The 14421-nt window shown below is 57.4% G+C and carries 10 protein-coding genes and 1 pseudogene; 5 read left to right on the top strand and 6 right to left on the bottom strand.

What is annotated here, in order from left to right; translation table 11 throughout:
* Positions 1-40 precede the first annotated feature (40 nt).
* From adhE to ybiB, 4 genes are all read left to right on the top strand, one after another.
* A complete protein-coding gene (adhE, locus tag K7R23_RS22460) occupies positions 41-2653 on the top strand; it encodes a bifunctional acetaldehyde-CoA/alcohol dehydrogenase (RefSeq protein WP_012905131.1) in 2613 nt (870 codons plus the stop codon).
* Positions 2654-2854: 201 nt separating this feature from the next.
* Positions 2855-4210, top strand: coding sequence for an ATP-dependent RNA helicase RhlE (rhlE, locus tag K7R23_RS22455; protein ID WP_012905132.1), 1356 nt, complete (start codon positions 2855-2857; stop codon positions 4208-4210).
* Positions 4211-4400: 190 nt separating this feature from the next.
* Positions 4401-6554, top strand: coding sequence for an ATP-dependent DNA helicase DinG (gene dinG / locus K7R23_RS22450; RefSeq protein ID WP_012905133.1), 2154 nt, complete (start codon positions 4401-4403; stop codon positions 6552-6554).
* A 26-nt stretch (positions 6555-6580) separates the two neighbouring features.
* On the top strand, positions 6581-7549 hold the full coding sequence (gene ybiB / locus K7R23_RS22445) for a DNA-binding protein YbiB (RefSeq protein ID WP_012905134.1): 969 nt from the start codon (positions 6581-6583) through the stop codon (positions 7547-7549).
* Between the two features lie 109 nt (positions 7550-7658).
* On the opposite strand, the gene ybiJ is transcribed toward ybiB, so the two are convergent.
* Entirely contained in the window at positions 7659-7919 is a 261-nt protein-coding gene (gene ybiJ, locus K7R23_RS22440) for a DUF1471 family protein YbiJ (RefSeq protein ID WP_012905135.1), read from the bottom strand.
* A gap of 286 nt (positions 7920-8205) precedes the next feature.
* A complete protein-coding gene (locus K7R23_RS22435) occupies positions 8206-8472 on the bottom strand; it encodes a DksA/TraR family C4-type zinc finger protein (protein WP_024132551.1) in 267 nt (88 codons plus the stop codon).
* Between the two features lie 167 nt (positions 8473-8639).
* Between K7R23_RS22435 and rlmF the strand changes: the two are divergent.
* Positions 8640-9569: pseudogene (gene rlmF / locus K7R23_RS22430) on the top strand (23S rRNA (adenine(1618)-N(6))-methyltransferase RlmF); the annotation flags it as partial.
* On the opposite strand, the gene ybiO reads toward rlmF, so the two are convergent.
* The 4 genes from ybiO to glnH form a co-directional block, all read right to left on the bottom strand.
* Positions 9569-11809, bottom strand: coding sequence for a mechanosensitive channel protein (gene ybiO, locus K7R23_RS22425; RefSeq protein WP_012905138.1), 2241 nt, complete (start codon positions 11807-11809; stop codon positions 9569-9571). The pseudogene rlmF and the gene ybiO overlap by 1 nt on opposite strands.
* Positions 11810-11925: 116 nt before the next feature.
* Positions 11926-12648, bottom strand: a complete 723-nt coding sequence (gene glnQ, locus K7R23_RS22420) for a glutamine ABC transporter ATP-binding protein GlnQ (RefSeq protein ID WP_012905139.1) — start codon at positions 12646-12648, stop codon at positions 11926-11928.
* Positions 12645-13304: a glutamine ABC transporter permease GlnP gene (gene glnP / locus K7R23_RS22415; RefSeq protein WP_012905140.1), complete on the bottom strand. Its 660-nt coding sequence runs from the start codon at positions 13302-13304 to the stop codon at positions 12645-12647. Before glnP ends, glnQ begins: the two co-directional genes overlap by 4 nt.
* A gap of 110 nt (positions 13305-13414) precedes the next feature.
* On the bottom strand, positions 13415-14161 hold the full coding sequence (glnH, locus tag K7R23_RS22410; RefSeq protein ID WP_012905141.1) for a glutamine ABC transporter substrate-binding protein GlnH: 747 nt from the start codon (positions 14159-14161) through the stop codon (positions 13415-13417).
* Between the last annotated feature and the right edge of the window lie 260 nt (positions 14162-14421).

Genomic DNA, 14421 nt, shown 5'->3' with positions numbered 1-14421 from the left:
GTTCTGCGGCGGCGCTTTTCACTTTCTGTTTGAGGTTTCCATGTCGATTAATTCCATTGAAGAATTAAACGCGCTGGTGGCGCGCGTCAAAAAAGCCCAGCGTGAATATGCCAGTTTCAGTCAGGAGCAGGTCGATAAAATCTTCCGCGCCGCCGCTCTGGCCGCGGCAGATGCCCGCATCCCTCTCGCTAAGATGGCCGTTGCCGAATCCGGTATGGGTATCGTTGAAGATAAAGTGATCAAAAACCACTTTGCTTCCGAATACATCTATAACGCTTATAAAGATGAAAAGACCTGCGGCGTGCTGTCCGAGGACGACACCTTCGGGACCATCACCATTGCTGAACCAATCGGTATCATCTGCGGTATCGTTCCGACCACTAACCCGACCTCCACGGCTATCTTCAAATCGCTGATCAGCCTGAAGACCCGTAACGCCATCATCTTCTCTCCGCACCCGCGTGCTAAAGAGGCCACCAACAAAGCGGCTGACATCGTACTGCAGGCGGCTATCGCTGCCGGCGCGCCGAAAGATCTGATCGGCTGGATCGATCAACCTTCCGTTGAGCTCTCCAACGCCCTGATGCATCACCCGGATATCAACCTGATCCTCGCGACAGGCGGCCCGGGCATGGTGAAAGCGGCCTACAGCTCCGGTAAACCGGCGATCGGCGTGGGCGCAGGCAACACCCCGGTGGTCATCGACGAAACTGCCGATATCAAACGTGCCGTCGCGTCCGTGCTGATGTCCAAAACCTTCGATAACGGCGTTATTTGCGCATCTGAACAGTCGGTGATTGTTGTAGATGCCATTTATGATGCGGTAAAAGCGCGTTTCGCCAAAAGCGGCGCTGTTATTCTCAATAAGAAAGAGAAAAGGGCGACAGGCGACATTCTTCTGAAAAATGGCGCGCTGAACGCCGCTATCGTGGGTCAGCCGGCGTATAAGATCGCTGAACTGGCGGGCTTCTCCGTGCCGGAAAACACCAAGATCCTGATTGGCGAAGTCACCGTTGTTGATGACAGCGAGCCGTTTGCTCACGAAAAACTCTCCCCGACGCTGGCGATGTACCGCGCGAAAGATTTCGAGGACGCGGTCAGCAAAGCCGAGAAGCTGGTGGCGATGGGCGGTATCGGCCACACCTCCTGCCTGTACACCGACCAGGACAACCAGCCGGAGCGCGTCGCTTACTTCGGCCAGATGATGAAAACCGCGCGTATCCTGATCAACACCCCGGCTTCCCAGGGCGGTATCGGTGACCTCTACAACTTCAAGCTGGCCCCTTCCCTGACGCTGGGTTGCGGCTCCTGGGGCGGTAACTCCATCTCTGAAAACGTCGGTCCGAAGCACCTGATCAACAAGAAAACCGTTGCTAAGCGAGCTGAAAACATGTTGTGGCACAAACTTCCGAAATCCATCTACTTCCGCCGCGGCTCCCTGCCTGTCGCGCTGGACGAAGTGATTACCGACGGCCACAAACGTGCGCTCATTGTGACCGACCGTTTCCTGTTCAACAACGGTTACGCTGACCAGATCACCTCCGTGCTGAAAGCGGCCGGCGTTGAAACCGAAGTGTTCTTTGAAGTGGAAGCCGACCCGACCCTTTCCGTGGTGCGTAAGGGCGCTGAGCTGGCGAACTCCTTCAAACCGGACGTGATCATCGCGCTGGGCGGCGGTTCCCCGATGGACGCCGCGAAAATCATGTGGGTGATGTACGAACATCCGGAAACCCACTTCGAGGAGCTGGCGCTGCGCTTTATGGATATCCGTAAGCGTATCTACAAGTTCCCGAAAATGGGCGTGAAAGCGAAGATGATCGCCGTCACCACCACTTCCGGCACCGGTTCCGAAGTCACGCCGTTTGCGGTGGTCACCGACGATGCAACCGGGCAGAAATACCCGCTGGCAGATTATGCGCTGACGCCGGATATGGCGATTGTTGACGCCAACCTCGTGATGGACATGCCGAAGTCGCTGTGTGCGTTCGGTGGTCTGGATGCGGTCACCCACGCGCTGGAAGCCTACGTTTCCGTACTGGCCTCCGAGTTCTCTGACGGCCAGGCGCTGCAGGCGCTGAAACTGCTGAAAGAAAACCTGCCGGCGTCCTACAACGAAGGGGCGAAAAACCCGGTAGCCCGTGAGCGCGTGCACAGCGCGGCCACCATCGCCGGTATCGCGTTTGCCAACGCCTTCCTCGGCGTCTGCCACTCGATGGCGCACAAGCTGGGCTCGCAGTTCCACATTCCGCACGGCCTGGCGAACGCCCTGCTGATCAGTAACGTGATCCGCTATAACGCCAACGACAACCCGACCAAGCAGACGGCATTCAGCCAGTACGACCGTCCGCAGGCGCGCCGTCGCTACGCGGAAATTGCCGACCATCTGGGTCTGAGCGCGCCGGGCGACCGCACCGCGGCGAAGATTGAGAAGCTGCTGGCGTGGCTGGAAAGCCTGAAAGCCGAGCTGGGTATTCCGAAGTCCATCCGTGAAGCTGGCGTGCAGGAAGCGGACTTCCTGGCCCACGTTGACAAGCTGTCTGAAGATGCTTTCGATGACCAGTGCACCGGCGCCAACCCGCGCTACCCGCTGGTATCGGAACTGCGTCAGCTACTGCTGGCCAGTTATTATGGCAAGGAATTCAGCGAAGGCTAAACCCGGGATCCCCGTTCGCGGGGATCTGTTGCACAGGCGCAGAGGCATCCCGAAAACCCGCGCAGTGGGATAATTTATGCGCTCTGTCACAAAAAATGCTACACTCCGCCCCTTCATGACATTGTGGTTTTTGTCATCCCCAAATTGTATGTATCTCCCTGAAAACGACACCGGGAACGGTCGGGGCGGTTCGGAGTAGTTATGTCTTTTGATTCTCTGGGTTTGAACCCTGAAATTCTGCGCGCCATTGCCGAGCAGGGTTACCGTGAACCTACCCCTGTCCAGCAGCAGGCGATCCCTGCGGTGCTGGAAGGCCGTGACCTGATGGCGAGTGCGCAGACCGGCACCGGTAAAACCGCGGGCTTTACGCTGCCGCTGTTACAGCACCTCATCACTCAGCAACCTCATGCGAAGGGGCGTCGTCCGGTACGGGCGCTGATCCTGACCCCGACCCGCGAACTGGCGGCGCAGATTGGTGAAAACGTCCGCGATTACAGCAAGTATCTGAACATTCGTTCGCTGGTGGTGTTCGGCGGCGTAAGCATTAATCCGCAGATGATGAAACTGCGCGGCGGCGTGGATGTGCTGGTGGCGACGCCGGGACGTCTGCTGGATCTGGAACACCAGAACGCGGTGAAGCTGGATCAGATTGAAATTCTGGTGCTCGACGAAGCTGACCGGATGCTGGATATGGGCTTTATTCACGACATCCGTCGCGTGCTGGCGAAGCTGCCGGCGAAGCGGCAGAACCTGCTGTTTTCCGCCACCTTCTCTGACGACATTAAGCGGCTTGCCGAAAAGCTGCTGCATAATCCGCTGGAGATTGAAGTAGCACGCCGCAATACCGCCTCTGAGCAGGTGACGCAGCACGTCCATTTCGTCGACAAAAAACGCAAACGCGAGCTGCTGTCGCAGATGATCGGCCAGGGCAACTGGCAGCAGGTGCTGGTATTCACCCGCACCAAGCACGGCGCTAACCATCTGGCGGAGCAGCTGAATAAAGACGGCATTCGCAGCGCGGCGATCCACGGCAATAAAAGCCAGGGGGCGCGTACCCGCGCGCTGGCCGACTTTAAATCCGGCGATATTCGCGTGCTGGTGGCGACCGACATCGCGGCGCGCGGCCTGGACATCGAAGAGCTGCCGCACGTGGTGAACTATGAGCTGCCAAACGTGCCGGAAGATTACGTACACCGTATCGGGCGTACCGGCCGCGCTGCGGCGACCGGCGAGGCGCTGTCGCTGGTCTGCGTTGATGAGCACAAGCTGCTGCGTGATATTGAAAAGCTGCTGAAGAAAGAGATCCCGCGCATGACCACGCCGGGCTACGAGCCGGACCCGTCAATCAAAGCGGAGCCGATTCAGAACGGTCGCCAGCAGCGCAGCGGCGGCGGTGGTCGCGGTCAGGGGCAAGGACAGGGCGCAGGTCGTGGCCAGCAGTCGCGTCGCCAGGACGGCGGCGCGCCGAAAGCCAAACCGCGTAGCGGCGAAGGTAAACCGGCGGGCGATAAACCGCGTCCACCGCGCCGTCCACGCCGCATCACCCCGGCGCAGTAATTTTCTTTACCGAATGGCGGCTGCGCCTTATCCAGGCTGCATGAGCTGTAGCCTGATAAGCGCAGCCGCCATCAGGCATTACCCCTGCATCCATATTGCGAGCCGTTTTCCAGAACCGGCAAAAAAGGTACTGCCAGCACCTGAAATGTGACACAATAGTGGCTGTTTATACAGTGTTTCAGGTTTTCTCATGGCATTAACCGCCGCGCTGAAAGCGCAAATCGCCGCCTGGTATAAGGCGCTTCAGGAACCGATCCCCGACTTTATTCCCCGCGCGCCCCAGCGGCAGATGATTGCGGATGTCGCAAAAACGCTGAGTGGGGAAGAGGGACGGCACCTGGCGATCGAAGCGCCCACCGGGGTGGGGAAAACCCTCTCTTATCTTATTCCCGGCATCGCCATTGCCCGCGAGGATCAAAAAACGCTGGTGGTCAGTACCGCTAACGTGGCGCTGCAGGATCAGATCTACAGCAAAGACCTGCCGCTGTTGCGCAAAATTATTCCCGATCTGCGCTTTACCGCCGCGTTTGGCCGTGGCCGCTACGTCTGTCCGCGCAACCTGGCCGCGCTTGCCAGCAGCGAACCCAGCCAGCAGGATCTGCTGGCCTTTCTCGACGATGAGCTGACGCCCAACAGCCAGGAAGAACAAAAGCGCTGCGCAACGCTTAAAGCCTCTCTCGACAGCTACCGCTGGGACGGCCTGCGCGACCATACGGATATCGCCATTGACGACGATCTCTGGCGGCGGTTAAGCACCGACAAAGCCAGTTGTCTGAACCGCAACTGCCACTACTACCGCGAATGTCCGTTCTTTGTCGCGCGCCGCGAAATCCAGGAAGCGGAAGTGGTGGTGGCAAACCATGCGCTGGTGATGGCGGCGCTGGAAAGCGAGGCGGTGCTGCCTGAACCGAAAAACCTGCTGCTGGTGCTGGATGAAGGACACCATCTGCCGGATGTCGCCCGCGACGCGCTGGAGATGAGCGCGGAAATTACCGCCCCCTGGTATCGGCTGCAGCTGGATCTGTTCACCAAACTGGTGGCGACCTGCATGGAGCAGTTTCGCCCCAAAACCACGCCGCCGCTGGCAAATCCCGAGCGCCTGAACGCCCACTGCGAAGAGCTGTATGAGCTTATCGCCTCGCTGAATAACATTCTTAATCTCTATATGCCAGCTGCCCAGGAGGCGGAACACCGCTTTGCGATGGGCGAGCTGCCGGATGAAGTGATGGAGATATGTCAGCGGCTGGCGAAGCTGACCGAAACGCTGCGCGGGCTGGCGGAGCTGTTCTTAAACGATCTCAGCGAGAAAACCGGCAGCCACGATGTGGTTCGCCTGCACCGGGTGATTTTGCAGATGAACCGCGCGCAGGGGATGTTTGAAGCACAAAGCAAACTGTGGCGGCTGGCGTCGCTGGCGCAGTCTTCCGGCGCGCCGGTCACCAAATGGGCCACGCGGGAGGTTCGCGACGGACAGATCCACGTCTGGTTTCACTGCGTCGGCATTCGCGTGAGCGACCAGCTTGAACGGCTGCTGTGGCGCAGCGTGCCGCATATTATCGTCACCTCCGCCACCCTGCGTTCGCTGAACAGCTTTTCACGGCTCCAGGAGATGAGCGGACTGAAAGAGAAAGCCGGCGACCGCTTTGTCGCGCTTGATTCCCCGTTTAACCACGTTGAACAGGGAAAAATCGTCATTCCGCAGATGCGCTATGAGCCGTTAATCGATAACGAAGAGCAGCATATTGCCGAGATGGCGGCCTACTTTCGGGAGCAGGTCGAAAGCAAAAAGCATCTCGGCATGCTGGTGCTGTTTGCCAGCGGCAGGGCGATGCAGCGCTTTCTTGACTATGTCGCCGACCTGCGTTTACTGCTGCTGGTGCAGGGCGACCAGCCTCGTTACCGGCTGGTGGAGCTGCATCGTAAGCGGGTGGCAGGCGGCGAGCGCAGCGTGCTGATCGGCCTGCAATCTTTTGCCGAAGGGCTCGATCTGAAAGGCGACTTACTCAGCCAGGTGCATATCCACAAGATAGCCTTTCCCCCCATCGACAGCCCGGTGGTCATTACCGAAGGGGAGTGGTTAAAAAGCCTTAATCGCTACCCGTTTGAAGTGCAAAGTCTGCCGGCGGCGTCGTTTAATCTTATTCAGCAGGTGGGGCGACTCATTCGCAGCCATCAGTGCTGGGGCGAAATCGTTATCTACGATAAGCGCCTGTTGACCAAAAGCTACGGCAAGCGTTTACTGAATGCGCTGCCGATATTTCCCATTGAGCAGCCTGCGGTGCCAGAGGTTATCGTCAAAGCGAAAGAAAAAGCAAAACCCACGCGCCGTCGTCGGCGTTCATGATGTAAGCACGAGGCAAGGAGTTTTCGATGGATTATCGCAAAATTATCAAAGAGATTGGCCGCGGTAAAAACCATGCCCGCGATCTTGATCAGGATACCGCGCGCGGCCTGTACAGCCAGATGCTGAGTGGCGAAGTGCCGGAGCTGGAGATGGGCGGCATTTTGATTGCGCTGCGCATAAAAGGGGAAGGCGAGGCCGAGATGCGCGGCTTCTATGAGGCGATGCGAAACCACACGATTACGCTTACCCCGCCAGCGGCGAAGCCGATGCCTGTCGTCATTCCCAGCTATAACGGCGCGCGCAAACAGGCCAATCTGACGCCGCTGCTGGCAATCCTGCTGCATAAGCTGGGCTTTCCGGTGGTGGTGCACGGCGTCAGCGAAGATCCCACCCGCGTACTGACGGAAACCATTTTTGAACTGATGGGTATTGAGCCGGTGCGTCACGCCGGACAGGCGCAGGCAAAGCTCGACAACCATCAACCGCTATTTATTCCGGTGGGCACGCTCTGCCCACCGCTGGAAACGCAGCTGGCGATGCGCTGGCGGCTTGGCGTGCGCAACAGCGCGCACACGCTGGCGAAGCTGGCGACGCCGTTTGCCGAAGACGCCGCGCTGCGTCTCTCCAGCGTCTCTCACCCGGAATATGTGCCGCGCGTGGCGACCTTCTTTAGCGAGATCGGCGGACGCGCTCTGCTGATGCACGGAACGGAGGGGGAAGTGTATGCCAGCCCGCAACGTTGTCCGCAAATCAGCCTGATTGACAGCGCAGGCGTGCGGGTATTGCAGGAGCGGCAAAGCGAGACGCCGGACCAACCGGTGCCGCTGCCAGCGGCAAAAGATGCGCCAACCACCGCGCACTGGATTGAACGCTGTCTTGCCGGCAGCGAGCCGGTGCCGACCTCGTTAAAGCTTCAGATGGCCTGTTGCCTGGTGGCAACCGCTGAGGTGGAGACGCTGGTGGAGGGGCTGGCGCGGGTTAACGCCACCTTTTAAACGCCGCGGATAAAAAAAAGCCCGTCCGGTGGCGGACGGGCAAATAAGGGTAACAATGGTTCAATGAGGGTCAGAGCAGTGTGTCTGTTGGCAAACAGACGGGGAAAACTTATTTGTAGATAACAGCGGTGCCGCTCATCTTGTTGTTATTGGTGGCGGAGGTGATGCTGTAACCGCTTGCGCCAGCTGCTGCGGCTTTTTCCGCCAGCTGTGCTTCCAGGCCGTCGAGCGTAGTAGCGCCATCAGCGGAAACGACACCCATTTTATTCATGGTTTGCGCCTGGGTCGCCGTAACGGGTTCGGCAGCGAAAGCGCCAAAAGAGAGAGCGGACAGGGCAACGGCAGCAACAGCGTATTTAATGTTTTTCATTATTTATTTCTCGCAGGTGATTTTTTAAGGGAGACGATGTTTCGTCGATGTGATGAGTATCACGCTTTTTGCCGAGAGATAAAATCGAATAGAATTGACCACATTCATCAAATAAATTGAATGACAAATAACTTATTGATTATTAATTAATTCAGCAGATGAATTTACGCTTTTGCGCCATTGCCTTTACAGAGCGGCGGTTAACGGCACAAATTGCCACGCAAAATGCCGTTTTTACGGCGCGTAAGCGAAACGGCGCGCCAGGACGGATAAGCGTAAGGAAAGGTTAACGTAACTGGCTGTCCTTGGAGCCTCTGCGGTTATAGCCTGCATGCCCTGAACTATGCGCATCTTTCTCCTGCTGGCAGGCGAGACATAATCTGACGCCGGGCACCGCTTTACGCCGCGCCTCAGGAATAGGTTCGCCGCACTCCGCACATTCATACAGGCTATCGCCGCGCGGAATTTCACCGCGAGCCCGGGCCACGGCGTCTTCAATCGTACTGTTGATCTGCTCGTTTACCGCGTCGTCATTTGCCCAACCGGAGGCCATATGCATTCCCCTTAGCGAGTTTTCATCCCTTCATTATAACGGCTATTGCCGCTACGGGCTGGCGGGAAGCACACTTATCGCCGTCACAACGCGCGCTTTTCCTTTAACACAGGTTTACCGCGCTGCGTTATGCGGGTATCTTACGCCGCTGTAAAAAGGAGAAAGCTATGTCCGCGTCCCCCCAGAAACCGGGTTTACACCCGCGTAATCGTCACCACAGCCGCTACGATCTGCCCGCGCTCTGCAAGGGCACGCCTGAATTGTCGCAATACCTTATCCGTACTCCGGCTGGGGAACAGAGCGTCGATTTTGCCAGCCCTCAAGCGGTCAGGGCGTTGAATAAAGCGCTGCTGGCGCATTTCTACGGGGTAGCGAACTGGGATATTCCTGACGGCTTTTTATGTCCGCCGGTGCCGGGGCGGGCGGATTATATTCACCATCTGGCCGATCTGCTTGCGGAAACCGCGGGTAGCGTGCCGACAAATGCCTCCATTCTGGATATTGGCGTCGGCGCTAACTGTATTTATCCGCTTATTGGCGTTCATGAATATGGCTGGCGCTTTACCGGCAGCGAGACGAACGAGCAGGCGTTAGCCAGCGCCCAGGCCATTATCAGTGCCAATCCTGGCCTGACGCGCGCGATTCGCCTGCGTCGTCAGAAAACGCCCGCGGCGATTTTTAACGGCATTATTCATAAAAATGAGCAGTATGACGCCACGCTGTGCAATCCGCCGTTCCACGATTCGGCGGCCTCCGCGCGCGCCGGCAGCGAGCGTAAACGCCGCAATCTCGGGCAGGATAAAGACGAGGCGCTGAATTTTGGCGGCCAGCAGCAGGAGCTGTGGTGCGAAGGCGGGGAAGTGGCCTTTATCAAAACCATGATTGCCGAAAGCCGCGCCTTTGGCCGCCAGGTGATGTGGTTTACCACCCTCGTATCACGCGGAGAAAACCTGCCGCCGCTGTACCGCGCGCTCACTGATATCGGCGCGGTAAAGGTGGTCAAAAAAGAGATGGCCCAGGGGCAAAAGCAGAGTCGCTTTATTGCCTGGACCTTTATGGATGACGACAAGCGTCGCCATTTTCAGGCGCGTAAACGCTATAGCGTCGGTTCGGCGGGCGGCTGCGGCGCTGGCGCGGAAGGTATCGTCGCTGAAAGCGTCGGCGCAGGCAGGAGCTGATACATTTGCACCGGCGCCCGGACTCCGGCCAGGTCGAAATGCTTTTTCACCTGGCTGTCCAGCGCGAAGCGTACCGTCCACTGCTTCAACGGCAGGGTGGTAAACGTCACGCGCAGCGTAAAGGCGTTGTTCGTCAGCCCGACAATCCCGGCAAAGTTCGGCTCGCCGATAATGAGTCCCCGTATCTCCTCGTTCTGCATCACGGCGGCAACGGCATCTTTCAGCGCCTGGTTGGCCTTGTCGGCGTCTTCCTGGCGATCCACATCGTAGTTGGCGACCACCGAACCAATACCGCGCACAAAGTTGGCGAAGGTGGTAATCGATGACCAGGGGATAATATGGTACGCCCCGGTATCCTGACGCACGCCAACGGAGCGAATTGACATCCGTTCCACCGTACCGGTCAGCGGCCCGATGGTCACCAGATCCCCGGTATTCATACCGTTTTCAAACTGAATAAACACCCCGGTAATAATATCTTTCACCAGCGTCTGCGAACCAAAGGAGATCGCCAGCCCCAGCGCGCCGGCACCGGCCAGCAGCGGGGCGATATTCACGCCGATCTCAGACAGCACGATCATGATGGTGATGGTGCTGATGATCACCGCCAGCGCATTGCGAAATAGCGTCAGCAGCGTACGGGTACGGGCGCTGGGCAGAGGGCGGCCATGAATATCCGACGCCAGCCGGTTTTCGATCAGGCTGGCGAGTATGGTCCAGCCCACCGCCGAGAAAAAGAGGATTAGCGCAATACGGATCAGGATATCCACCGTTTTTTCACCCGCGCCGTTATGCAGCCAGTTCCAGAAATCGAACAACCCCCAGGCGTTCAGCAACAGCATAATAGCGACGCATACCGTCAGGAAGCGCGCCACTTTCAGCGCGGTAGAGAGCCAGCCGTTGAGCCGCTTTTGCAGCTCGGGATAATTGCGCTGCGTATGCGGAGAGAGGGTGATCGTTTTTGCGATCCAGCGGGAAAACATACCGGAAACAAAAGCGGCAATGCCGATAATCGCCAGGCTATGCACCGTTGCCCCCATCATAAATTTGAGGCTGTTCCCCGGATCGAACAGGGAGAAGAAAAACAGCACGATAAAATAGGCGCTCGCCAGCCAGTGCCAGACCAGCGCGAAGGCGCGGATAAACAGGCTAAAAAAGGCCAGCGAGTGCTCCGCCAGGTTCAGCAGATGCTGGGTGATATCCTTTTTGTTGTGAAAGATCAGATACAGCGCCCAGACGGTAATGCCCAGCATGATAATCACATTGGCCATTGCGCCGACCTGCACATTGACCTGATTAGAGATGATGGGGACGGCGACGATCAGGCCGTAGCCAATCAGACTGCTCAGCGAGCTTAATCGCCGACTCCAGTAGTGCGCGTTCGCATCCTGGATGGTAAAGGGACGCAGTTCCGGGACGTTGGGGCAGAAAATCAGCCGCAGGATGGCTTTAAAGAATTCGATGAGCGCAAAGGCGTTGAGAAACAGCCCCTGCTGAAAGGCGATAGTCCGGCTATCGGCGTTCAGCCTGTCGCTCAATAGCTGGCCGAGGAACAGCGTCAGCGCCAGAAGCAGCAGATCGATGATAAATGCGCCGACGATCATCGCCGGAAGCTGAAGCCAGTTACGCCGTTCGCGGTTTTTTTTGCGCGCCCAGTTGCCCATTTTACGGTACAGCGGCAGCGCGCAGAGGCGTATCAGCCAGTAGAAGCCAAACACCGCAGCGGCAAGCATCAGGAAATGGGTAAGCGCATTGGTAAACGTGGTGCTGTTGAACGGCTTGTGCGGCGCGTCGGTAATATTGCGGTACAGCTGGGCAAAACGCTCAGCGAAGGCGGCGCCGTAGCGGCGGCTGACGTCGGTGACGTTTTCCAGCACCGTTTTCTCTTCCACCACCGCTGGCGGGACGATTTTCACCGCCGGCTGTGACGGCGGCGCGGCGGCGACGCTGCGCAGCTGGTCAATCAGCTCCTTGCGCGACGTTTCATTTTCCAGCACATCGGCCAGCGCGGCATAGGCCGCTTTCTTTTGTTCGGCGTCGGGCTCGGCGGCAGGTGTGGTTTTCGCCTCTGTCGCCGGGCTTGCGGTTACGCCGGGAATCTCCACCGCGTGGGCAGGCGCCCCCGCCAGGCAAACGAGGATAAACAGGATCCACCGCATGACTCCTCCAGTGAGAAAATTGAGCAAAAAGATAAGTATAGTTGCTGCAGGCGCGAGGATTCAGTTTGAGAGGAGTCGCAAAGAACCTCCCTTCCGGGCGGAAGGGAGGCAAGGGGTCAGGAAACGTGCTGCAAAAACTCCTGCAGGCGCTGGCTGGGCGGATTCTCAATCAGCGCCTGCGGGTTGCCGTCTTCGGCAACCCGACCTTTGTCGATGAAGATCAGGCGTGAGGCCACTTTCTCGGCGAAGCCGATTTCATGAGTGACGATAACCATCGTCATGCCTTCTTCCGCCAGATCCTGCATGACTTTCAGCACCTCATGGCGCAGTTCCGGGTCAAGCGCGGAGGTGGGTTCATCAAACAGCATCATTTTCGGCTTCACCGCCAGGGCGCGGGCAATCGCCACGCGCTGCTGCTGTCCGCCTGAAAGCTCAGAGGGATAGTGGTGCGCGCGTTCAGCGAGGCCGACTTTCGCCAGCAGCGCTTTGGCCTGTTTTTCCGCCTCTTGTTTGTTGGTCCCGCGCACGCGTAGCGGGCCAAACATCACGTTTTCCAGCGCGGTGAGGTGGGGGAACAGATAGAACTGCTGAAACACCATACCGGCTTCCTGGCGGATCAGGCGCTCATCGACCTTCGGATCGTTAACCTTCAGGCCGTCGACGATCAGCTCGCCGGCGGTGATCTCTTCCAGCTTATTAATGCAGCGCAACAGCGTTGACTTACCGGAGCCGGAAGGCCCGATAATCACCACCACTTCGCCCTGGTTAATCTTCAAATCGATGTTATGCAGCACCTGGGTTGGCCCGAAGTGCTTGGAGACGTTTTTAAATTCAATCACAGGATTTTCATCCTTCTTTCCAGACTGCGGAGCACAATGTTCAGAACCTGGGTGATGATCAGGTAGACCACGCCGACGGCGGTCCAGATTTCCAGCGCGCGGAAGTTACCGGCAATAATCTCCTGGCCGCTGCGGGTCAGTTCCGCCGCCCCGATCACGATGAACAGTGAGGTATCTTTAATGCTGATGATTAACTGGTTGCCGAGCGACGGCAGCATCCGGCGCAATGCCAGCGGCATAATGACGTGGCGAATGGTTTCACGGCGCGAGAGTCCGAGCGCCAGGCCAGCTTCGCTGAATCCTTTATGAATGGACAGCACGGAGCCGCGGGTGATTTCGGCGATATAGGCGCCGGAGTTGATCATGATGGTGATCACCGCCGCGCTGAAGGTGTCGATGCGCAGGTCCGGAAACGCCATCGGCAGCGCAAAATAGATATACATCACCTGCACAACGATAGGCGTGCCGCGGATGATTTCAATAAACACGAGGGCGACATGATTGGCGATCCAGCCGCCGTAGGTGCGGGCGAGCCCTGCCAGCAGGCCAATGACGATTCCGCCAGCCAGGCCGAGAATCGAGATCCACAGGGTCATCTTTGCGCCCTGAAGCAGGATCGGGATGGCGGGCCAGATGGCACTCCAGTCAAACTGCATATGATATTCCTGTTACCGTGGTGAAACAGCCGATCGGGCGATGGCTAAAATTGCAGGCCCGGTAAGCCTCTGCGCTACCGGGCGTGACAGTACCTGATTGTCAGGCGGATTTATTTCGGTTCAGTACCGAACCATTTTTTATAAATTTCGTTGTAGGTGCCGTTGTCGCGCAGGGTTTTCAGCGCGCCGTTAACTTTCTCACGCAGGTCGTCGCTGCCTTTCGGGAAGGCGATACCGTACTGCTGCGCTTCCAGCGACTCGCCAACCGCCTTAAACTGACCGTTGCCCGCCGTTTTAATAAAGTACAGGATGTTCGGCGTATCGTGCAGAACCGCATCGGCGCGATTCGTGCCCAGCTCCATATAGGCGTTATCGATGTTCGGGAACTGACGCAGATCTTTGGTTTTGATGTTCGCTTTCGCATAATCAACAGAACCGGTGCCGCTCTTTACCGCCAGCGTTTTACCGTCCAGATCCTTCACGCTTTTGATGTCGTTATTGTTCGCTTTGACCATCACTAACAGGCCGCTCTTGTAGTAGCCGTCGGAGAAATCAATCGCTTTTTTACGCTCGTCGGTAATGGTGATGCCAGCCAGCGCCAGGTCGACGTTTTTGGTTTGCAGCGCCGGGATAATGCCGCTGAAATCCATCGGTTTGAGTTCATAGTCCAGCTTCAGCTCTTTGGCGACAGCCGCCCACAGATCGATATCAAAACCGACGTATTTATCGCCCTGTTTGAATTCGAACGGAACGAACGCGGTATCAGTTGCGACAACCAGTTTCTTATCCGCGGCGTGAGAAGATACTGCAAAAGCCAGGGTAAGTGCAGCCAGTGAAACTTTTAATACAGACTTCATAGCATTTCCTTTTCTATCCACGGGGCGATCCCCTGCAAGAACACTAAGCGTAATGAAAAAAGCGTGCCAGTTTTGCAACCCCTTGTTTTCACAAGCAGCGCGGGCTTCTTCCTGCACCGTCAGCAGGGCAAAGAACGCCCATTGCTCCATAATGGGGCGCTGTTTTGGTGCAATGGCGACGCGGCACAAACGCTTTGCCTATTAAGCGCAAATATTGCTGAGAAAACAATCTTTCATTAACGATTGTGTGAGGTGATTAT

Source organism: Citrobacter rodentium NBRC 105723 = DSM 16636 (assembly GCF_021278985.1).
In the GTDB taxonomy this organism is placed as follows: Bacteria; Pseudomonadota; Gammaproteobacteria; order Enterobacterales; family Enterobacteriaceae; genus Citrobacter_A; species Citrobacter_A rodentium.
Note: the sequence above shows the minus strand (reverse complement) of the source record. Positions and strands in the feature narration are given on the sequence as shown.